Below are 18,766 nucleotides of genomic sequence, written 5' to 3' on the forward strand. Positions count from 1 at the left end.
AACCCGCTGGGGTAAAGATTCACGCTCTCTATGGCCAGATACTTGAGCCGGTGGTTTCGCGACAATCTGTCTGAAGCGCGCCAAACCTTGTGTGAAAAATGGCAAGCTCAAGCGTGCTATCATTCGTGTCGCCGCGCGCGACGATGCGCGACTTGCCATCGCAGTGGTCAATACACGCGGTGTCGACGGCAGTGCGGTGCGTCCGGTATTTCCTGCTCACCTCAAGGACGAGCGCGCGGTAAACTTTTGCTCCAAGTGGGGCAGCGCTCCGGATCCAAGCGCTCAGAACTTTCTGACAGACGTCTCCCAAACCAACGCGGACACCTCCCTGCTCGATCGCGTCGCCATCGTCGCCCTTGCACGCGCCGGCGATGCGCTTTCGACGCGTCATGATTCCGGCGAAAGCGCCGAGGATGCGGTGTAAGGCTACGACATAAAGCTCGGACACGTTGAAGACGCGCTGCAGACGATCGGCATGCAGTGTGTCGATGTCTTTGCCTACGATGCCTCGGCTGATGATCCTGACGATCTCAACGGCTTCATTCTGCGCTTCAGATCGGTTCGCCAAGCGAGGTCCGACGCCGCTCGCGCGACGATTGTGGCGGTCGAGCAGATGTTGGCAAACCGAGCGCAGGCACAGGCGATTGCGGTCATGGCAGGCCGTCGGCGGTAATTGCAGCGCTTTGCCGATCGCCATCAGACACTTCGAGAGGCGAGAAGCCCCGCTCAGGACCGTCTGCTGCGTGCGGTCACGACACTTCATTCGGGCACGGTCTGGGCTGCTACGCGTCGCGCCGGCCGCTTCTGGAATTTCGACGTCTTTCAATATCTCCGAGACTGCGCCGCGGCGGAAGCCAAGGCTCGTTCTTCGGATGTCATCATAGGCCCAACCGCGATAATTGACTCAGATCAGGGAAATCCAGAGCTCGTCAGCTCGCATGAATTTCTCGCACAAGTTCGTGCAAACCTGGCCCAATGGGAAGCGATTTTGTCGATGCTGCGCGCCATCATGCCTAAAACAAAAATCCGTGCTTCGCCTCAGCAAGCGTCACGGACTACCGAAACAGTCCATAACGGACAGAAATAAAGTCGCCCCACGGGCCGTCGCGCGGTTTATTCGTCGTCACAAGCCGCTATACGGATTGCCCGATCAGCGAGCGACAACCCGAAGTTTAGCGGCCGTGACCCCATTCCTTGTTACGTTGACGTGTACAGCCCTGCTGATCCTTTGCATCTGCATCGCCTACCGCATCGGCTTCCACAATGGCCGCGCCTAGGGCATGTCGGAAGCCTATAGCTTCTACGTAGTGGCGGGCGCGGTCAGAGCCGATGGCCTTCCGAAAGACAGTCACGGGGATGTCAGCACGCATGTCGCGCTCGGCTCGACGGCACTTGCTGTTGCCGCAAGCGGATTTCTTTTTCTTCTGCCAGCCCAGCCGGTCGACTACAGCCTGCACGGCGTATTCCGCCGCTGGCAGGGAGGCGCCTGGGTGATCGTCGTAAAGTACCCGATCCGGCAGTTGCGGGAGGCCAAGCTTTACGAAGACGACGTGTTAATCGGACCCGCCAATAGTGATCCGCAAGAGATCGCGGCAAAGGGCCGAGGCCTCTACCGGCTCTACAAGGAAGAGGATGAGACCGTACCAATCCTGATGTTCTCCTCGAGCGACAACACCGACCCGAATACGAACGGCAGGAAATACCGCCTCCAATGAAGCCACGGCTCGAGCAGCTTGGAATACTGATCGCCGTCGGCATGGCGCTCTTGGTGCTTGTCACGATCGCGCTCGCGATCCTGTGACATAGCAGGAAGGCTTCCTCGTGGAACGGAAAAACCGCCTCGGCATGCGGATTGCTTGATGGAAAACAGAAAAAGCCCCACGGTTCTCGCGCGAAAAGCTCGCAGATTTTGCAAAGATGCAGGGGATCGCAATGCAGGGGATGGTAGGCATCGGACACTAATTTTGCGACGGGAGCGACGAAAATAGCTCCGGAGTAAGGGTTTTTCGAAAACTGCCCCGAGTTGTTGATTCCATCATTTTGCTGGGAACAGTCCGTGGAGACTATCAAAACATTATCGCCGTATTTTGTGGTCTACGCGGTCAGAGGCTTTCGAGATTTCTATTTGGAGAAAAGAAGTGCCAGACGCACAAGTTACCTGCATCAATAAGCTTCCACGAAACGACACGCACGAAGGCATCACGCACCTCGGGGGCGCCGGCTGGAAGTGGCCGAGATCACAAGTCATCCAGTCAATTGAGAACGGCACGAATACATTTTTCACGCTTGTCGGCGGCACGCGTGCAGACGTTGGAGTCGTTGACGGTCCGAACGGAAAGTACGTTCGGACTCACGCAGATGGCTACTACAATGACAATCTCTTAGCGCTGCCGGAGTGCCCATGAAGCTGGACGCGCTGCGGATTGGATAAATTCAACGACGTAGAGAAAAAAGGCCCGGACAGCGGGCCTTTATCCTTGGCTATGCGCCGGGTTTGGGGACGAACTGCATTAAGAATCTATCGAGGCGGTCTCCAGTCGGTTGATCGCATCGGTAACGTCTATCGTGGCATCCTTACTGAGGTACTGCGCCGCAACGTGTCTCACGGTGCTCCACGAGTTCCTGCCCAAGAACTGTTGCCCTCGCATTGGCATTTGAGTCAGCCATATCTGACGCCGTGATTCGGCCCTCCTGAGAGGCCAGCTTCCAAGACAATCGCCATGATCCACCCGGCAACGGCCCATGGTAAGTCCCGTCCGTGGTGCGATGGCGAGGTCGGCGCTGATGTCGGCATGCGAGGTGAGACCAAAATCGACCCCGGTGAGAGGGATGTGGCGATGTTCTCGACGGTGACGCTGCTTTTTCTGATCTCATCGCTAACATGTGCGGCTGTGGTCTTCATTGCCGACCCGCGCCAGGTCAAACGTCTTCGGGCCTGACTAGCTGAAGACCAGGCTCAAGGCGATCGAGACATTCTTCGGCGTCTTCCCCGGCGCAATCTCTGAAACGCTCATTGGCAGCAATGGCGCTTCACAGGTCGCTTGAGCTGGCCTCGTTACTCACGTCAATCCACTGGATATCCAGCGCTCGGCCCTGCCGCTCTCCATGACCGCCGGGCCTAGGCCCGCCGGGTCTTGGCGCAAGCTCAAGCACCCAAACCGGTCAGAAAAGCCGTGAAATCCCTAGTTAATCAGTATTTTCGCCCTTGCTTAGGGCAGCTGTCCAAGTACAATTACATGTAGAATGCTAATTTGATTTCGCCCCTTTGTCGAAATTGTACGATAACACCTGTTTATAGGAAGCCAGAGGTCAATGGTCAGGACCATTCGGGCTTCGGAAGCCGTGGTCGAACGCATCGCCAATGAAGCGTGGGCGGAAGTTCAACTCACTCCATTGGAATCAGATGCCATTGAGCAAGTTGTCGCGGCAGCGATCGAGTTCTTTCGCTCGCCGCAGGCCATGAAGGACACCTGCCAGATTGCGTCGGGCGTCGGGTACCGCCCGTATGGTATCGAATATTCCAAGGCATCCGATCGTCCCGACGACATGGAGACGTTTTCGGCAACCGCAGCATCGTCGGCGCACGCCTTCGATGTATCTGTGGCCAACGATCTCAATCGCGCCTGCGCTGGTGCGTTTCGTGAGCTCGAGCGGCTTGCAGAAGCAATAATTGCATCACTCGCGCGCCGTGTGACCGACCGCTGCTTCGAGGCTGCCCTGGCCGGGGGGCTGCACCGCTGGTCGACGCTGCAAATCAATTACTCGCGTCCGAACGAAGTCCGGTCGGCATTCATCAATGAGGAGCATGAAGACGGCCATTTCCTTACGCTTGGCTACGCGACCGCGTCTGGCCTAGAGGTTCGCCGTCCGAGCGGCGATTTCCTCGCTATCGCGCCCGCGCAGTGCCATGTGATCGCGATGCTCGGCGGCGCCGCGGCGTTGATGACCGATGGCAGGTTGCGCCCTCTGTTTCACCAGGTCCGCTCACCCGAGGGCTGCGAAGAACGGGTCAGCGTGCTGTTTTTTGCCGACCTCGCACCCGAGCTTTGTCAGCCATGGATTGTCGGCGACGCCAACTGCCACGTCGACATCGGTGGCTATGTCAGGGCCAATCCGCTCCGATTCGGATTGAAAGGGTAAGGATCCAAATAAAATGTCCGAATGGGTCCTTGGCCTCGGTGGCTCCGACCATGACTTCTCTGCGGCATTGATGCGCGACGGCGATATTCGTGTTGCCGTTGAGCAGGAGCGGCTGTCACGGCGCAAGTACGGAGAGACGCACTGGTTCGAGAGCCCAGTGCAACTCGCGATCGACTATTGTCTGGCCGCCGAGAGAATTAAACTGTCGGACGTCGCAGCGATCGTGTCGAGCGATACTTTGCCGACCAGGGTGCGTACGGAGCTGCAGGGCAGCAATCTTCGGCTGTTTCCTCATCATCTCTGCCACGCGGCTTCAGCTTACATGATGTTGCCACCCGGCTCAAAGGCCGGAGTATTGGTCTATGATGGCTTTGGATCAATCGTTGGTCCCATCGAAGACCAGGTTCGCGCTAAGCGTGAGACCTTCTCGTTCTTTCTGTTTGGTCCGGAGGGATACCGGATTCTTGGCCAGACATTGGGCCGCGCGACCGTCGAAGGTGACGATTTCCCGATCATGGTCACGGATTCGATGGGGCTACTGTATGAACTCGTGACCGCCGAATTGGGATATGAGCCACTCGAGGCCGGCAAGACCATGGGTCTTGCATCTCATGGCGAACCACGCCATGCCGATATGCTGAAGCGGTTCATTCAGTATCGGGACGACCCGGACGATTTCTTTCGTTGCGCTCTCGATAACCCCGATTTGCCGCATGCGATCGAGAAGCTGCTCGTGCAATCCCCGAATGTGTTCGGTGCGAAGGCGGACCTTGCGGCCAGCGTTCAAGCCGTCATCAACGAGACTGCGCTTCGTGCTCTTGGATTCTTCAGCAATAGAGCGCTTGATCACTTGTGCATCGCAGGCGGCTGCGCGCTCAACACCGTGACGAACTCGTATCTGATCGAGAACGCGCCGTTCGACGTTCCGTTTTCGATCGCCTCGCACAGTGGGGATGCCGGATTGGGTTTCGGCGCTTTCTGGCTCCACGAATTCGAGAAACGAAAGCGGCCCCCACAGCTGACGTTCCGCGATGGGGAAGTCAATCCCGCTCTTGCGCGTCCGGGGCGGACCTACGCGGCAGCCGAGCGGGCTAAGGCAGTCCAGCAATTCTATCCGCGGCTGAGCCTCGATCCCTCGGTTCGAACCGCCCGAGATCTTGCGCAAATTATCGCAACGGGCGACGTGATCGGCCTAGTCAACGGAGGGTCCGAAATCGGCCCCCGGGCGCTGGGTGGTCGAAGCATCATTGCCGATCCGCTGCAGATCTCTACGAAGGAACGCATCAATCGCTTGCTCAAGAAGCGGGAGCCGTTTCGACCACTCGCTCCGATGGTTCTCGAAGATCGCTACGATGACTACTTTTACGACCGGCGGTGCGCCGATCCATACATGCTGAGGGTCGCTCGCGTCCGCGAGCGCTGCCGTACTGAAGCCCCCGCGGTCGTGCATGTCGACGGCACAGCGCGGGTTCAGCTGGTTCGCCATCGAAGTAATCCGCTTCTTGCCGGCCTGCTGCAAGAATTTGAAGCGCTCACCGGGCGGGCGGTGTTGTTGAATACGTCATTCAACCGCCGCGGCGAACCCATTGTCGAGACTCCGCTTGACGCGATCGATGCTTTTCTCGGAATGGAGCTCGATGGCTTGTATCTCGATGGCGACTTCTACCGCGCCGCCATTAGCTCGAGCCGATGAAGCACTGCCCGAACCGCATCATCAAGCGATCTCGCGCCCAGCAGCTCCATGGTGCATTCGACCAGAAGTCCGAGTGCGCCGGGGCGCGAAAGCAGGAAATGGCCAATGCGTGCCCATTCCTCTTCATTGATCTGCCGGCGTCCGATGTGGGCATCCTGCCGGATCTTGATCTCGATCAGATCCTCCTCGCTGACGGCTGCGCCACTCCTTCTCAGGAAGGACAGCGTCTCAGCAGGATGTCGACTATAGGATTCGGCCAGAACCCGCACCACCGCCCGTCTAATCCGGGGATCCGGGTGTCCTATGATGCTGCGCAGCGCGAGTAGCCCCTCGGTCGGCCAAATCACGATAATCCCAGCCAACGCCTGCAGCAGCTGAATGGATTCCTCGATCCGTCCTGCCGCTAGGAAAGCTTCGAGATGGTGCGTGTAGAGCGGCAGCGGGGTTTCGGTCTGGGACCGAATCTCGCGCAAGTAATCCCTGTACGGATGCTTCTGCCGCCGCAGTGATGGCAGCAGCACGCCGTAGGGATAGATCACGCCAAATCCGTCCTCGAAGATTCGATCGAACAGATCCTGAAAGCCGCGCCGCTCCCCCCGGTCCAGTCCCGGCCTGAACAGCAGCACGTCAGGCCAATCTCTCAGGATCCTTGCTTCAAAATCGGCGAACACCTCGATTTCGTATGGCGCGTTGTGCAGGACATGCAGATAAACGAGCGCGGCGTGCAGGAAATCGATCTCGATGGGTGACGAGGACCGCGAGATTGCGGACAATCTCGACTTGACCAGATCCAGCGTGAGACGGAAGTCGTTGAAGCTCGATATCGCGATGAGCAGGTGGCAGAGATGATACTCGATCTCCGTATCGAGGGTTTGCGTATACGGCTGAAGCATATCGAACTGCTCCGCCGTCAGAGCCTCCCCCGCGCCCAATCGTGTCAAGATCGTGGTAAAGGCGCTGCGGTCCTCTCGAACGAAGAATTGTTCGATCGCCTCAAGCGGCGCGTTGAAGATCAGGCGATCGCAATATCTCCGGATATGATCGGCGATCGCGTCGGCGTCCGATTTGGTCCACGTTTGGCCCTGGAGCAGCATATCGAGCGACGCATCGAGCGAGCGCAAGGTTCCGGCATACTCGTCGGGATGAGTGTTGTCGGGGCCAAGATGGGCGGCAAAGCCTAGCAGCCGTCCGAGCCGCTGCCAGCTTGCGCACCTCTCATCCGCGAAGAAAGCCGCGTAAGGTTCATCCTTGGTCAGCAGCGCTGGCGGGCAGCCCGCTTCGAGATACAGTTTGACGAGTCGATCGGTTGCATAGATGTTGGCCTCGATCGCGGCAGGCGAGGAAACACTATCCGAGATATTGGTAAGGACCTGAATCGCGTCCGACACGGTCAATCCCGCGCCGAATTGTACCGCCGTACGAAGCAGATTTGGACCGATGCCGCCTTGGCTTGCTGCACTGGACAGGTCCATCAGATATTGCAACGCGACCGGGTCGGCCTGTTCAGTCATATCCGAAAGCACTTCGCGGCCGAAGCCAAACAGCATTTCCCGGTCCGCAAGCCCGTATTGGCCAACCCGTTCATCAAGCGAACGAAGTATCCTATCGATCATCGCGAACCGCTTCTGTGGAAGCAGCTCGAAATACAGCCGCGCCGCGGCGATCGGCTTCGCCTGCGTCCGGAATGACTTTAGATAGCGCAGTAGGTCGTCCACTGTCTCGAGGCTCGGGCCGCGCCCCGATCCCAGACCCAGCGCAAGGAAGAACTCAAGCGTTCGATCGTGATCGAATTGCAGGAAGCCGTCGCCGGCATCGACGAAGACATGCAGATCTTTCATTAGGCGAATGATCTCGCCCCGCAAGGTCGGCGGCTCGATGTCAATTTCGCGGAATCTATCCTGCTGACGCGTCAACGTGCCAAGTGCTAGGGTGGCGAGCACATCCTTGAGCGTTGACGTGTCGATCATTGAGCCCCGCCGGACGAGCTTTTCCTCGAGCGCCTGTTGATAGATGCGCGCGCCTGGTATTGCTGACATGCCGCGGTGCGAAGCGTCGGCAACGGCACCAAACAAATAGGGATCGTGCAGTTGATTGAAGACCGTCGGCGACACTTGCTCGGTGTTGACCATCGCATAGCCGCGATCCCGTAGCCGCCCGACGGCGTCGCTTAGCTCATCATCGGTAAACTCGCCGCAGGCTATCGTGCCGACGCCCTGATCCGTGGCTGTTTCGGTCCAGAGGGTCTTCTGCAGCTGCTGCAAATCGATGTGCAGCAGCATCGCGTTCCATGTCTCCTGGCGTATGGTCGCGACCACGCGGATTGCGCTGTCCGTCTCAGGAAGGAAATAGCAAAACCGCAATATATTGCGGAACAGCTGCACGCATCTTGCCAGATCGGGACTGAATTCGTTGATACCATCGATGTAGAGAACCAACCGCTGCTGGCTTTGGGCCAGCCACCGTTCGAAGCGGAATAGCGAGAACGGTCCGCTCGATCCGAGGCCCCCGAGTTGTTCGGCGACATATTGCTCGATGTCGCCCACACCCTGCAGCACGCGTGACCGGATCAGCAACAATCGGCTCCCTTGATCGCCCTCCCACGTCGTATGCAGTCGTATCCCAAGGGTGGTCTTTCCGAACCCCGACGGTCCAGACACCAGCGTCAGGACGCGATTTGATCGTAGAAATTGCCGGATCTGGTCCTCGACCCGGGGGCGCCGCGCAAAGGTTTCGACCAGAGAAGTACCGTCGCGGACGCCGTAGGCCTTGATATATTCTCGATTGCAGTAGTCGAGCCGCCACTCGAAGAGGCAGCGAAGATACGTCGGTTCGATCGTTTGCAGGGACGGTCGCTCAAGAACCGGTCGAGCGACTTCCATCATCACGTCATCAAATTTTCCGCGCACCTGACGCATCCGCGGGCCAAGTAACCTGACCAGGGGCGACTCCGGTGCCGGACGATTTGGACCGCACCAGAATATCCGATTGCTTGTACCGCTGACCGCGTCCGCGATGATCTCGGCAAGCGCCGGATCGTTGCCGCCATACCCGACGAACACAAGGTCGTGCGTACGCAGGATGTCGCTGAGCAGTTCGAGCATCGAAGGATCATATGGCGGGGCCTGAATTTCTTCGGTCGTAAGAAACATCAACGACCGAGAGGCGATGTCCCCGTGCAATTTGAGGTAAGGCTTACGAGGTGGCCGAAAGCGCTCGTTTGCGAGCAGATACGGCCGTGCAATCCCTGGGGCGTAGATCTGGAACAGGTCCCGTCCGAGCTCCTGCTCAGCCCTTTCGAGCATCCCGTCGAAATTAGTCGTAACGATCGCGTCGACGCCGCCATTTTCAGCCAACAAGACAAGCAGTTTGTAGGCGTCGGACGGTTGGAGCGGCTCCATCCGATGAAACAGCCAGTCGATGAGAAGAGCCTTGTCGTCGGGAGCCTGCTGAGCGAACAACAACTCGAACTCAGCCTCGATATCACTGGAGGAAGTGATGTCGAACAACCGTCTCTTACTGAACTCTAGAAGCGCCTGCCGTTTCAACTCCCAGAACGTGAGACCGCCGGAACTCAAATCAGCTCCCGCACCAAGAAAGACACAGATGCGCGAGAGATGACGCGTCGGGCTTGTTGCTCGGTCAGCGATCAATCGCCCGAGCAGTGCCAGAGCTTCAGGAGTTTCGGATTGACGGGGCATGATCAGCTATTCAGGCTCGCTGATCTAGACGTGCTTCTGCACATAAACAGGTGTTATGCGAGATATTGACCGGCTCCGGCCGGATATATCAACATTCTCCAGTTGCACTTCGATATTCGACCCTGTCTTGGGAGCGTCAGTTGCTGATCGTTGAGACCTACGTTGCGCCCAGCAAAATCCACGGCTTGGGCGTCTTTGCTGCTACGCCGCTCAAGGCCGGGACGTGCATTTGGGTATTTGATCCGATCATTGATCAGGAAATAAAGCTGGAGCACCTCAGCGGCTTGCCGGCCCCGGTACAGAACACATTGCTATCGCGCAGCTTCATGACGGGTGCAGGGCAAATGATCCTGTCGCGGGACAATGGTGTGTTTCTGAACCACTCGGAGACGCCAAACCTGTCAAGCGGGCTGGACGGCAGTGTCGCAGTCCGCGATATCGCGAAAGACGAAGAGCTGACCGAAGACTACCGGTTGCTGGCGCCAGGTGCTTGCCGAGCATTTCTGGATCGCAAGACCGCAACGCCGGCGTCGAGAAGCGAGCGGCTCGGAATTACCGGCGCAGATCGCGTCCTGGCGGACGGGTCGCTGCCGCAACGGCGCGACGCGGCGGGCGGACCGCTGGACCAAGCCGTCCGGCTGCGTCGCCGCTGACGCGACATCGCCCTATCCACAGCACCGAGCGTAAAGCTTGGCGGTGATCGGTGTTCATTCGGTAACTGTAACCCCAAGATCATCCCGCGATGACGTAGCCGCCGCGCCTTCGATGCGGCACATGTGCGCCAAATTATCTGCAGGAGCACACGGTGAAACTGCCGAACCTGATCAAGAAATTCTTGACGTTTTGCTCAATCGAGCGACACCTCTCCGACAACACGCTGCTCGCCTATTCCTATGACCTCGCCGACTTTCGCCGCTGGCTGCCGGCGAAAAGCCGATCTCAGCCGATTACGACGGACATCCTGAGGGCATATCTGGAAAATATGCGGCTCGAGCGGGTGCAGTCGACGGCCACCATCCGTCGCCGACTCGCGTGCCTACGCAGCTTTTTCCGTTACCTGCACGACGAAGGCTTGTCCTCCGACCCGTTCGTGGGTTGGCGGCTCAAGCTCGCCCGACGCAAGAGGCTACCCCGGGCGCTTTCAGGCGACGAAACCGCAGCATTGCTCGCGTCGGCAGGTTTTTCACCGGCACGCAGGCGATCGCGTCTGAATGAGAGGATAGAGGTCGCCCTGATGATCGCCACGGGAATTCGCGTAGGTGAACTCTGCAAGCTCGATCTTGAGGATATTTCACAGGATGCGGCCAGCTTACGCATTCGCGGCAAGGGCTCTCGCGATCGCGTCGTCTACGTCACGAATCCGGAGCTTCGACGGGCTCTTCGGCGGCGCGTTCAGGACCGTCGGCGCCTGTCAGGCAAGGGCGCGCTCTTCCTCAATCAACGCGGCTCCCGATTGACGCCCCACGCTTTCCGGTCTCAATTGGCCGGCATTGCCAGGCAAGCAAACAGCAAAAGGCGGATCACGCCACACATGCTCCGGCACACGGCCGCGACCCTTCTGATCGAGCGCGGCGTTGATATTCGTATCGTGCAGCGGCTGCTCGGCCATTCGAGCATCGCGACAACCGAAATCTATACGCACGTCTCCGATGAGGCCTTGCGACGGACCTTGGAGCGCGCCAATGTGATCGGATCGCTAGCCGCCTAGCACGTTTGCCGATATTCCTGTTGCCTTCGAACTGCAGTCACCTAATGTTTCACGATGGCGACCTCAATCGTGCAGTCAATCAGTGCTATTTGCCGCAAGTCGCCGTGGATCATCTGAAGGCCGTATTCGGCGAGCGCATCTCCGATCGCCCGGATCTCGTCAAGTTCACTCAGCCGCTGCGGCGGCCGTTTTGGCGACACGCCCTACTTCGTACCCGCTCCGGCCGTCGGACGTTCCACCAGCGGATGAACGAGCGGCGCTTCGCGCAATCGAACTGGCGCTGGCGCAGGAAGGCTTTGCGAGAAACTGGAGCGCGTCCCTACCCGTTCTATGTCGGGCGGCTCGAGCGCTAGGGCCTCGAAGCCGATGTGTCCATCGAGAGGCATCCGCCAATCGCGGACCAAAGCCGGCCCCCACATCAGCGCAGTTCAAAACCACCAAGCACACGGTCCGCCGGCATCGCTTCAAACGAAGTGACTTTGATAAGTTGTAGGAGATGCGTGATCGCATGCCCTCCAACCACTGTGGCCAAGGGCTGAAGGACACCGGCAGAGAGGACATCGGAGACCTTGGTTGAAACCGGCTATAGCAAGCACCTGGGGCGTTGATTGCCCGGGGCCCTGGCGCCGATGCATTCAAGCCATTGATTTTGCGTATTTATATTGCACTCCTTGTATTTTCCCATATTGGGTAATATACTTCCCAATATGGGAATTAAACAAATGACATTCGGAATATCCGACACGCTCTTCTCCAAGGTGCAGCAGCGTGTGATGGGGCTTTTGTTCGGCCAGCCCGAGCGAACTTTCTACACCTCGGAGATCCTCCGTCATGTCGATTCCGGCGTGGGAGCGGTGGATCGCGAGCTCAATCGTTTGCAGCGTTGCGGGCTTGTGACGGTCGAGCGGGTCGGCAATCAGAAGCATTACCGGGCGAACAAGCAGGCGCCCGTCTTCGACGACTTACGAGGCCTACTCGAAAAAACGGTCAACGTGACCGAGCCCCTCAAGAAATCATTCGAGCGGCATGCAAGCGGTATCCGCTCAGCCTTCGTGTTTGGTTCCGTGGCGAAGGGCTCCGACACCGCGGACAGCGACGTCGATATCCTCGTCATTGGCGATGACCTCAATCTCTCCGACCTCTACAACGCAGCGCAAGAAGCGGAATTGACGCTGAAGCGCCCTGTCCATCCGCTGTTTATGTCACCGCAAGACTGGCAACGTCATGTATCCGATGAGGGATCGGTCATGAACAAGATCAGCCAATCGCCCAAGCTCTTCTTTATCGGCTCTGAAAACGAGCTCCGCCATGGCTAAGCCCGAACTCGACAACCTTGTCAAAATCAACCAGCTCAAAGTTGAGCCGCCGTTGCGCAAAGAATACGATGGCATGCTGAAATCGGCGCAGCGCGGCGTTGCCGATGCACAGAATGAAAGCATCGAAACAGATAGCCAGTTCGATCTCGCCGTTGAAGCGGCCCATAAGTTCGCGCTCGCAGCCCTTCGGCGCGAGGGTTATCGCTCGGAAAACCGGATCACGGTCTATCAGACGCTAACGCACACCATTGGTGTGAGTAACGCCGACCTTCAGATTTTTTTGAAAGCGCACAACGAACGCAACCTCGCAAGCTACCAAGGGCGGATTGATATCGACGAGAAGCTGCTGGCCGATCTGATTGCTGCTACGAAGCGGCTTAGCGCGGCCGTGGCTAAGCTGACCCCACCGGCGGCCTAGATATTCAACAGACGCGCGTATGTGCTTCCTATTCGTATTGAAAAACTACGCTTCATCGTCGAAGAGGTGCAGATCGCTTTTCATCTGGCGACGCAGCTCACCGATCCGTTTCTCACCCGCACCAGCGCGCGGCACATCCTGATCCGAGCCGAGAATTTCATCGAACATGCGCGGCAGCTCAGCGTCTCAAGCTGCTGTTGCAGAGCTTCGAGTTTCTGCTGTTCCTCCGCTGTCAGTTCTCTCTCGACGGTGTCGATGGTGGTCATGGACGCCGCGAGCCTGTAATCGAACTCGTGATCAACAACCACCTATTTCCAGCCTTCCGCCGTCATGCTGTCGGCAACCGTTTGAAGCTTCTCCCGGACGCGGCGGTTGAGCAGGGACGTATCAGTCAGATAGCCGCCTTCCTCATCGAACAGGTCGCGGACAACGGTGCCGTCCTCGTCGCGAATATCGAGAATTCGTTCTTGAAAAAGATCGGCTCCAATCTTCGTAACCGGCTTTCGCATGGCCCGCTCACGGGAGTTTCGACGCAAAGTGTATTATCTGGCCGAGACGTCGAAACTTCCCGTCTTCAGGTTGGGCTCCGTGCTCTGTGCACGCAGGTCAGTGCTGGCAGGATTTATCAAAGGGCAAGAAAAGCAGCCGATCCGATTGCTTCACCTTCGGGCGAAGATCGTTGCACTGACTGGCACCATACGCCAGCTTGAGCAGGCCGGATTCGATACGGCGGAGACGCGGCACCTCGTCGCCAGGCGTCAGGCGGAGCTGAAAGGCATGTCGCGCCGGTAAGCTAGGCGAGAGACTTGAGGACCTTTTTCAGAGCCGCAACGAGCTCTGCGCGCTTTTCTTTCGATAGTTTGTCGAGATTCTGTTGACGCCATTTGACGGCAGGCAGATCGGCGGCGGCGGGGATGCCGAGGAGATCCCAATCAGGCTCGCCGCGCTCGAACGATACGAGAAATTTCCGGTGAGCCTCTGGCATCTTACCGACAATTTCTTTGACCAGGGTCTTGCGCGCGGCAACCAGCTCGTCCTTTGAAAGGGGCTTGTCCGTCATCCCTTCGAAGCCGTGAAGGAATTCATCGCTGATATCTTTTTGTGGCGAGCCAAGTACCTCGAACATCGGCCTGTCGTGACTCAAGAGATAGACGATGAAGGCCTTGCGGAGCTCATCGGTAATTCCCTCATTGGCCAGCAGGTCGCGAATATCGAACAAATCACGCGGATGCTGGCGATCCAAAGCGGCGACAATTTTTCCGCCATAGAGGTCAGCAAAAGAGACCGTGCGAGCCTCAGCGAAACCAAACGCCTCTTCGACGGCGGGGCGCACCGAAGTCACGATCGGCTCGAAGACGCAGCCACGCAGCACAGGCGTGACTTCAATCTTGATCTGGACGTTCTGCGAGCGAACCACCAGTTTGACGATCGTGGCCTCTTTACGGGTCTCATGGACCTGTGCCCCGGGGATCTTCTCTTTAATCTCTGCAACGATGCGCTTCATGGCCGCATCAATATCGGCGAGGGACTCGGCGCGCGGCGCGACAGGAACATAGGTTAGATCGATATCGACGGAGAGACGGGGTAAGCCGCGAACGAAGAGATTGATCGCAGTTCCTCCTTTCAGGGCGAAGCATTTCTCTTCGGCGACAAATGGGAGAACGCGCAGCAACAGCGCGACCTGCCTTTTGTAAGCGTCAGCGAACGCCATCGAGATCTCCTGGGACGGTTATTTGATAGGTCGGATCGAGAACACCACCTTTGACGAGCATACGTTTACCATGCCCAAGATCGACGGCTTGCTTGTTAAGCCGTTTGAGCCAGGCATGGTTGTGACGGTCGGCGAAGTAAAAGAAGAGACGCTTCACCTTAACGCTTGCGCAATCCTTCAGGAGTTTTTGCAAGCGCTCGGGGCGAAGATTGGCAAGGCCACCGAGTAGAGCATCGACCTGTTCGAAGCTTTCGTTGTTGGGCAATTCGTCGAGCAGTTCGAAAACGGCGCGCTCGGGCGTCGACAGGGTTAGAGGCCAGTCCCATTGGCCCCAGTTCAGTTGAGTTACGTCGCCTCCGCGAAAAGCGGTTTCATCGAGCATCTTCCCGGTTTCGACATTCCAGCGGACACTGCTTATGCCCTTCGCGACGGGTTCGTTTTTGAAGAGTCGCCGGTCGTTGTGGTAGACGAACTTCACGGACACCGGCAGCTTGTTCACCCAGGATGGCGGAGACTTGGGGCCGTAGAGGTGAATGCGAGTCGTCGCTTGCGGCAGGTAGTGAGCGTATCCTTGTAATTCGAGCGCCGTTCGCCCGCCCACGACGAGCGGTGAATAGTTCAGGATGCCCTGCAGGGATATGACGACCTGCTGCCAGCTCAATTCGTAGCGCGGTCGCCGGAAAACCCCGCGGGTTGGCTGTTCGAGCCAGCCACGCATCACATACAGATGTTGGAGCTGGGTGGAGTAGCCATGCCGCTTGAGCCAGGCGGAATCCACGACAAGCCCCTCAGGCAGAAGCTTGTCGAGCTGGTTTAGGAGTTGGCCTTTTTGTCTATCCATGATTGATATAATAGCATATTTTCAAACCGAAGGCTAGTTTGAAACTATCTAACTTTATCAATCATCAGTTGATTTCGGTGCCATTATCCAAACCATTTACTTCTACCGGGACGCGTCCTGTAGACGATAATTCAGGATCAGTTGCGCAACGAACAAATAACGAACAAATTGACGCTCAGGCTCAAGGCAGCTCGAAAGAGATGAAAGATGGAAGGAAGTGAATTCAAACCGGGCGACCTGGTTCGAGTGAAATCAGGCGCCCCCGTGATGACAGCCGAAAAGGTCGGCATAACCGCAATGCTCCAGGAAGAGGCGGTTTGGTGCCTCTGGTTCGAGAAGGCTGGGAACAAGCAAATTTCTCCCCTGTCGTGCTTGAGAGGCCGAACACGGCATTCTCGGTCGGAATCGTCAGGTCCTAAAGGTGCGTCATGGCGTTTCGCGGTCTCTTCATCGGCATCGACCGTTACGCCTCCCAAGACATAGATGAACTCACCTCCGCCCGACGCGATGGCGCTGGAAGCGCTATTCTCGGACACTCTCGGAGGCGAAGCTCGCTGCTCACGGACGAGAGTGCGACGCGCGAAGGCTTGAAAGCCGAATTCGACAGACTAAAGCATGATCCGGGAAAAGTGCGAAGCGGTTTAACTCACCGAGCCGTCATCGAGTTTCGCACCTCTTCCGGAAGGATCGCCTGCACGACGGGATCAGACCATTCTACTTCCTTTTCAGCGATAACAAGGGTTGCCGAAATGTTCACTGGGTCCCGAAGGTTGGTTGCTCCGACATGGAGTCGGAGATTTAGCCGCTTTGGCAAGTCCGGACCGGTAGCTACAAGGATGCTATCCAAATAGACTCGTCTCGGCCGAAAATCTGCACACTGAAGCACACCTTGCTTGTTCCTCCTGACCTCTGGGCGCGCGACCCAGTGGAATGCCACTGGATCAGGAGAAGGAGGCCAAGCCTGCACGGGTGGCCCCAAATTCATCACTGATGTCGGCCGCTCTGGTGCTTCGGGCCTCTGTAGTCCGACATATTCAGCAGCATCTTCTCGATCAGCTAACAACAAACCATCGCCCTCAAGATCAAATTCAAGACGCAGTCCTTCTGCTGCAATCCCGCTATCGTTCTTGACATGATACTGAACCGCACACGCAGCGGCCATGCGCCGAACGTGATCATGAAGATCGGAGTAATAAGTCCGGATCGCTTCTTCGAATGAAGTGTATTCTCTATTGTAGCGATCGACATCGTAACTCGAAATGCCAAAGATGGGCGCCGGCAAGTACGGGTCGGTCGGTGTATACGTGAGCTTGGCGCGAGGATGTTCGGCCAGGTACTCTCTTGCGAGACGGCTAGCGATTTCCGGATCAAGTGGCTTAAGTACCGGTATGATTACTTCGACTTCTAACGTCTCATCGTTGAGACCTTCAAACGAAGCGATAATGTTCGGCCTACTTTCCTTCGCCTCGCGCTCTAGCTGCTTAATTCTTCGTTGATCGTCAGTTTGCTCGGCGGGCAATAGCCAGTCGTCCGCAGGCCTATATGCCTCGATGCCTTCGACGCGCGCTCGGATGCGCGGTCCAGAATCGTGGGAGAATACTGCCGCCCCTCCTCCGAAGGACAGCGCTTCCGCGACGAGTTGATGATCCGGGTTGGCGGGGTCCAGCCTTGTGTACGCAGACCAATCAATCCGCGCATTGTTCGAAATCACGAGACGCACGCAAACCGGCGCGTCCTTCAGAACAAGTGCGAAGTCCGGCTCCAACGAGCCCTTATCTATAAGTTGCAACGCCAATCGAGCCCGAGTGCGTCGTCGTTCGTTCGTACTCGTCTTATGTTTATCCAATTCCCGAATTACTGCGTCGGCGACCATCAGATCGACTGATGTCGCACCTGGGAATAGATCACGCCAAGGAATGTCTTTTAGATCGCGGACCTGAATAAACGCGTTCGTATCGACAAAAAGTATCTTGTTAGCCATGACTGAACATCGCAGTTACCCGTCATTGCAACGCTGCGCTGACACATGCGGCAAGCGTTTGGCGAACGCAACTATCTACGTCTCCATTTATCTCTGAGCCTGAAAACCGAACCAACCTGATCCCAGCCTTCAAGGCGGCCACGTCTTTCAATCTGTCGTTGGCCTGCTGCTGCGGTGTCGAGTGGAAGTCTTTTCCGTCGCACTCGACTAGGACTATTGGTTTGGTCTGCCCTCTCGCGATAACTGCGAAGTCGTACCTAAAGCGCTGAAGCGGGTACTGCGGATACAGAACGAGATCAGCCCCCAGTTTCTCGCCAACCGTAAAATCCCAGCCCAACTCTTCGCAAACCGGTCTCAGCACCAATGCCAGCTTTGCGCCAAATATCGTTTCTATCGGGCTCTCAGTCACGCCTGACATGGCAAAACTCTCAACGGCACTCTCGATGGCCTTTACCATCGCCATGCTTAGCGGCATGAATTCGCCAGTCGGCGCTTCGTCCGGCTGTCGTTCATCGGGCCAGACAATGGCAGATTTAAAATTCGACAGGTCATCGACCATCTGAATGCTCGCCGCCGATTACATGTATTCTTCGAGTTCGCCCAATCGCTTGCTGCACCGCTTTAGTCGTAGCAAATCGTTGCTGCGCAATTCGCGGACGCCATTCTTCCAAAGTCGCTCGATGAACCGCTCGTCGTCATCGTCTACGAGATCGGCTCGAGCTTCGTAGCACCGATGGATTAGGTTTCTGACGCTAACGCCCGCAATATCCCGATGCAACTCGGCAGCGTCGCGAATTTCGAATAGCTTTTCGGCTTGGAGCGTTGTGAGACGGAAATCGCGCAAGGCAAGCAACGCCTCGGCTCGCTCTTTGCTGAACTTAAAGTCCCTTCGCTCCTGACGAGAGAGCGACATGATTTCCGCCGATTGCTCGGCGATGTCTCGAAGGAATGTCAACTCCCATTCCGTAAAGACACTTTCTGCTGTCTTGGCTAAGGCGAGCAGGCTGAGGGCAAGATTTCGAACCTTCGCCGGATCGCTGCTGACAGCGTGCATCTCGCGATGTGACGCCATGTGTGTAACCTGTGGAGAACCTGTCGATAAGGCTGTGCGACTCAGTTACGGATCCTGAGGATAAGGCGACTTGCCTAAGTCAACAGCGCTGCTCTCCGTCTATCCACGGAGATTTGACGTGTTCCTTCGCGCCCAACTACACCTGCTCCCCACTCGTTCGCGTCGCTGCGATGCGGCAGCTTTACTGG

General features: G+C 57.3%; 22 protein-coding genes. 13 read left to right on the forward strand and 9 right to left on the reverse strand.

Going from position 1 to position 18,766, the window contains the following annotated elements:
• Positions 1 to 28: 28 nt before the first annotated feature.
• The gene (locus tag ACVMB0_RS00695; RefSeq protein ID WP_461344946.1) at positions 29 to 697 is read right to left on the reverse strand and encodes a hypothetical protein; all 669 of its coding nucleotides are present in this window, start codon (positions 695 to 697) and stop codon (positions 29 to 31) included.
• Here ACVMB0_RS00695 and ACVMB0_RS00700 point away from each other — a divergent pair.
• The 6 genes from ACVMB0_RS00700 (at position 674) to ACVMB0_RS00725 (ending at position 5,833) form a co-directional block, all read left to right on the forward strand.
• Positions 674 to 1,087, forward strand: coding sequence for a hypothetical protein (locus tag ACVMB0_RS00700; RefSeq protein ID WP_461344947.1), 414 nt, complete (start codon positions 674 to 676; stop codon positions 1,085 to 1,087). The two genes, ACVMB0_RS00695 and ACVMB0_RS00700, sit on opposite strands and share 24 nt — an antisense overlap.
• 193 nt (positions 1,088 to 1,280) lie before the next feature.
• On the forward strand, positions 1,281 to 1,715 hold the full coding sequence (locus tag ACVMB0_RS00705) for a hypothetical protein (RefSeq protein WP_461344948.1): 435 nt from the start codon (positions 1,281 to 1,283) through the stop codon (positions 1,713 to 1,715).
• Positions 1,716 to 2,138: 423 nt separating this feature from the next.
• Complete coding sequence (locus tag ACVMB0_RS00710) at positions 2,139 to 2,405, forward strand: DUF3892 domain-containing protein (RefSeq protein WP_461344949.1); 267 nt, start codon at positions 2,139 to 2,141, stop codon at positions 2,403 to 2,405.
• Between the two features lie 315 nt (positions 2,406 to 2,720).
• Entirely contained in the window at positions 2,721 to 2,939 is a 219-nt protein-coding gene (locus ACVMB0_RS00715; RefSeq protein WP_461344950.1) for a hypothetical protein, read from the forward strand.
• A gap of 373 nt (positions 2,940 to 3,312) precedes the next feature.
• Positions 3,313 to 4,140 carry a 2OG-Fe(II) oxygenase family protein gene (locus tag ACVMB0_RS00720; protein ID WP_461344951.1) on the forward strand — a complete coding sequence of 276 codons (828 nt, stop codon included), beginning with the start codon at positions 3,313 to 3,315 and terminating at the stop codon, positions 4,138 to 4,140.
• Between the two features lie 13 nt (positions 4,141 to 4,153).
• Positions 4,154 to 5,833, forward strand: a complete 1,680-nt coding sequence (locus ACVMB0_RS00725) for a carbamoyltransferase C-terminal domain-containing protein (protein ID WP_461344952.1) — start codon at positions 4,154 to 4,156, stop codon at positions 5,831 to 5,833.
• Here ACVMB0_RS00725 and ACVMB0_RS00730 read toward each other — a convergent pair.
• Complete coding sequence (locus tag ACVMB0_RS00730; protein ID WP_461344953.1) at positions 5,803 to 9,531, reverse strand: SIR2 family protein; 3,729 nt, start codon at positions 9,529 to 9,531, stop codon at positions 5,803 to 5,805. The genes ACVMB0_RS00725 and ACVMB0_RS00730 overlap by 31 nt on opposite strands.
• A 140-nt stretch (positions 9,532 to 9,671) precedes the next feature.
• Between ACVMB0_RS00730 and ACVMB0_RS00735 the strand changes: the two genes are divergently transcribed.
• The 5 genes from ACVMB0_RS00735 to ACVMB0_RS00755 all read left to right on the forward strand — a co-directional run bounded on the left by ACVMB0_RS00735 (position 9,672) and on the right by ACVMB0_RS00755 (position 12,973).
• On the forward strand, positions 9,672 to 10,184 hold the full coding sequence (locus tag ACVMB0_RS00735; protein ID WP_461344954.1) for an SET domain-containing protein: 513 nt from the start codon (positions 9,672 to 9,674) through the stop codon (positions 10,182 to 10,184).
• 152 nt (positions 10,185 to 10,336) lie between these two features.
• Positions 10,337 to 11,239 (forward strand): tyrosine-type recombinase/integrase, encoded by a 903-nt coding sequence (locus tag ACVMB0_RS00740; RefSeq protein ID WP_461344955.1) that lies wholly within the window; start codon positions 10,337 to 10,339, stop codon positions 11,237 to 11,239.
• 44 nt (positions 11,240 to 11,283) lie between these two features.
• Positions 11,284 to 11,592, forward strand: coding sequence for a hypothetical protein (locus ACVMB0_RS00745; RefSeq protein WP_461344956.1), 309 nt, complete (start codon positions 11,284 to 11,286; stop codon positions 11,590 to 11,592).
• A gap of 369 nt (positions 11,593 to 11,961) precedes the next feature.
• Positions 11,962 to 12,555, forward strand: coding sequence for a nucleotidyltransferase domain-containing protein (locus ACVMB0_RS00750; RefSeq protein WP_461344957.1), 594 nt, complete (start codon positions 11,962 to 11,964; stop codon positions 12,553 to 12,555).
• Positions 12,548 to 12,973 carry a hypothetical protein gene (locus ACVMB0_RS00755; RefSeq protein ID WP_461344958.1) on the forward strand — a complete coding sequence of 142 codons (426 nt, stop codon included), beginning with the start codon at positions 12,548 to 12,550 and terminating at the stop codon, positions 12,971 to 12,973. Before ACVMB0_RS00750 ends, ACVMB0_RS00755 begins: the two co-directional genes overlap by 8 nt.
• Before the next feature lie 45 nt (positions 12,974 to 13,018).
• On the opposite strand, the gene ACVMB0_RS00760 is transcribed toward ACVMB0_RS00755, so the two are convergent.
• Both ACVMB0_RS00760 and ACVMB0_RS00765 read right to left on the reverse strand, forming a co-directional pair.
• A complete protein-coding gene (locus ACVMB0_RS00760) occupies positions 13,019 to 13,141 on the reverse strand; it encodes a hypothetical protein (RefSeq protein WP_461344959.1) in 123 nt (40 codons plus the stop codon).
• 140 nt (positions 13,142 to 13,281) lie between these two features.
• On the reverse strand, positions 13,282 to 13,482 hold the full coding sequence (locus ACVMB0_RS00765; protein ID WP_461344960.1) for a hypothetical protein: 201 nt from the start codon (positions 13,480 to 13,482) through the stop codon (positions 13,282 to 13,284).
• A 28-nt stretch (positions 13,483 to 13,510) separates the two neighbouring features.
• Between ACVMB0_RS00765 and ACVMB0_RS00770 the strand changes: the two genes are divergently transcribed.
• Positions 13,511 to 13,765, forward strand: coding sequence for a hypothetical protein (locus ACVMB0_RS00770; RefSeq protein ID WP_461344961.1), 255 nt, complete (start codon positions 13,511 to 13,513; stop codon positions 13,763 to 13,765).
• A 1-nt stretch (position 13,766) separates the two neighbouring features.
• Here the strand turns inward: ACVMB0_RS00770 and ACVMB0_RS00775 are convergent, their stop codons facing one another.
• On the reverse strand, positions 13,767 to 14,684 hold the full coding sequence (locus ACVMB0_RS00775; protein WP_461344962.1) for a nucleotidyl transferase AbiEii/AbiGii toxin family protein: 918 nt from the start codon (positions 14,682 to 14,684) through the stop codon (positions 13,767 to 13,769).
• Positions 14,671 to 15,525 (reverse strand): type IV toxin-antitoxin system AbiEi family antitoxin domain-containing protein, encoded by an 855-nt coding sequence (locus ACVMB0_RS00780; protein ID WP_461344963.1) that lies wholly within the window; start codon positions 15,523 to 15,525, stop codon positions 14,671 to 14,673. Before ACVMB0_RS00780 ends, ACVMB0_RS00775 begins: the two co-directional genes overlap by 14 nt.
• Positions 15,526 to 15,792: 267 nt before the next feature.
• Between ACVMB0_RS00780 and ACVMB0_RS00785 the strand changes: the two genes are divergently transcribed.
• A complete protein-coding gene (locus tag ACVMB0_RS00785; RefSeq protein WP_461349566.1) occupies positions 15,793 to 16,008 on the forward strand; it encodes a hypothetical protein in 216 nt (71 codons plus the stop codon).
• Between the two features lie 163 nt (positions 16,009 to 16,171).
• Here ACVMB0_RS00785 and ACVMB0_RS00790 read toward each other — a convergent pair whose 3' ends face one another.
• From ACVMB0_RS00790 to ACVMB0_RS00800, 3 genes are read right to left on the reverse strand one after another with little or no spacing between them, the layout of a single operon-like run.
• Positions 16,172 to 17,506 (reverse strand): PIN domain-containing protein, encoded by a 1,335-nt coding sequence (locus ACVMB0_RS00790; RefSeq protein WP_461344964.1) that lies wholly within the window; start codon positions 17,504 to 17,506, stop codon positions 16,172 to 16,174.
• 22 nt (positions 17,507 to 17,528) lie between these two features.
• The gene (locus ACVMB0_RS00795; protein ID WP_461344965.1) at positions 17,529 to 18,065 is read right to left on the reverse strand and encodes an endonuclease domain-containing protein; all 537 of its coding nucleotides are present in this window, start codon (positions 18,063 to 18,065) and stop codon (positions 17,529 to 17,531) included.
• Positions 18,066 to 18,083: 18 nt separating this feature from the next.
• A complete protein-coding gene (locus ACVMB0_RS00800; RefSeq protein ID WP_461344966.1) occupies positions 18,084 to 18,578 on the reverse strand; it encodes a hypothetical protein in 495 nt (164 codons plus the stop codon).
• Between the last annotated feature and the right edge of the window lie 188 nt (positions 18,579 to 18,766).

It is taken from the genome of Bradyrhizobium sp. USDA 4451, from assembly GCF_054822585.1.

What these genes read in the sequence shown, in the direction of transcription:
- ACVMB0_RS00695 (WP_461344946.1), bottom strand. Translation starts at nt 697, where the DNA reads ATGGCGATCGGCAAAGCGCTGCAATTACCGCCGACGGCCTGCCATGAC.
- ACVMB0_RS00705 (WP_461344948.1), top strand. Translation starts at nt 1,281, where the DNA reads ATGTCGGAAGCCTATAGCTTCTACGTAGTGGCGGGCGCGGTCAGAGCC.
- ACVMB0_RS00715 (WP_461344950.1), top strand. Translation starts at nt 2,721, where the DNA reads ATGATCCACCCGGCAACGGCCCATGGTAAGTCCCGTCCGTGGTGCGAT.
- ACVMB0_RS00720 (WP_461344951.1), top strand. Translation starts at nt 3,313, where the DNA reads ATGGTCAGGACCATTCGGGCTTCGGAAGCCGTGGTCGAACGCATCGCC.
- ACVMB0_RS00725 (WP_461344952.1), top strand. Translation starts at nt 4,154, where the DNA reads ATGTCCGAATGGGTCCTTGGCCTCGGTGGCTCCGACCATGACTTCTCT.
- ACVMB0_RS00730 (WP_461344953.1), bottom strand. Translation starts at nt 9,531, where the DNA reads ATGCCCCGTCAATCCGAAACTCCTGAAGCTCTGGCACTGCTCGGGCGA.
- ACVMB0_RS00745 (WP_461344956.1), top strand. Translation starts at nt 11,284, where the DNA reads ATGTTTCACGATGGCGACCTCAATCGTGCAGTCAATCAGTGCTATTTG.
- ACVMB0_RS00750 (WP_461344957.1), top strand. Translation starts at nt 11,962, where the DNA reads ATGACATTCGGAATATCCGACACGCTCTTCTCCAAGGTGCAGCAGCGT.
- ACVMB0_RS00755 (WP_461344958.1), top strand. Translation starts at nt 12,548, where the DNA reads ATGGCTAAGCCCGAACTCGACAACCTTGTCAAAATCAACCAGCTCAAA.
- ACVMB0_RS00760 (WP_461344959.1), bottom strand. Translation starts at nt 13,141, where the DNA reads ATGTTCGATGAAATTCTCGGCTCGGATCAGGATGTGCCGCGCGCTGGT.
- ACVMB0_RS00765 (WP_461344960.1), bottom strand. Translation starts at nt 13,482, where the DNA reads ATGCGAAAGCCGGTTACGAAGATTGGAGCCGATCTTTTTCAAGAACGA.
- ACVMB0_RS00775 (WP_461344962.1), bottom strand. Translation starts at nt 14,684, where the DNA reads ATGGCGTTCGCTGACGCTTACAAAAGGCAGGTCGCGCTGTTGCTGCGC.
- ACVMB0_RS00780 (WP_461344963.1), bottom strand. Translation starts at nt 15,525, where the DNA reads ATGGATAGACAAAAAGGCCAACTCCTAAACCAGCTCGACAAGCTTCTG.
- ACVMB0_RS00785 (WP_461349566.1), top strand. Translation starts at nt 15,793, where the DNA reads ATGACAGCCGAAAAGGTCGGCATAACCGCAATGCTCCAGGAAGAGGCG.
- ACVMB0_RS00790 (WP_461344964.1), bottom strand. Translation starts at nt 17,506, where the DNA reads ATGGCTAACAAGATACTTTTTGTCGATACGAACGCGTTTATTCAGGTC.
- ACVMB0_RS00795 (WP_461344965.1), bottom strand. Translation starts at nt 18,065, where the DNA reads ATGGTCGATGACCTGTCGAATTTTAAATCTGCCATTGTCTGGCCCGAT.
- ACVMB0_RS00800 (WP_461344966.1), bottom strand. Translation starts at nt 18,578, where the DNA reads ATGGCGTCACATCGCGAGATGCACGCTGTCAGCAGCGATCCGGCGAAG.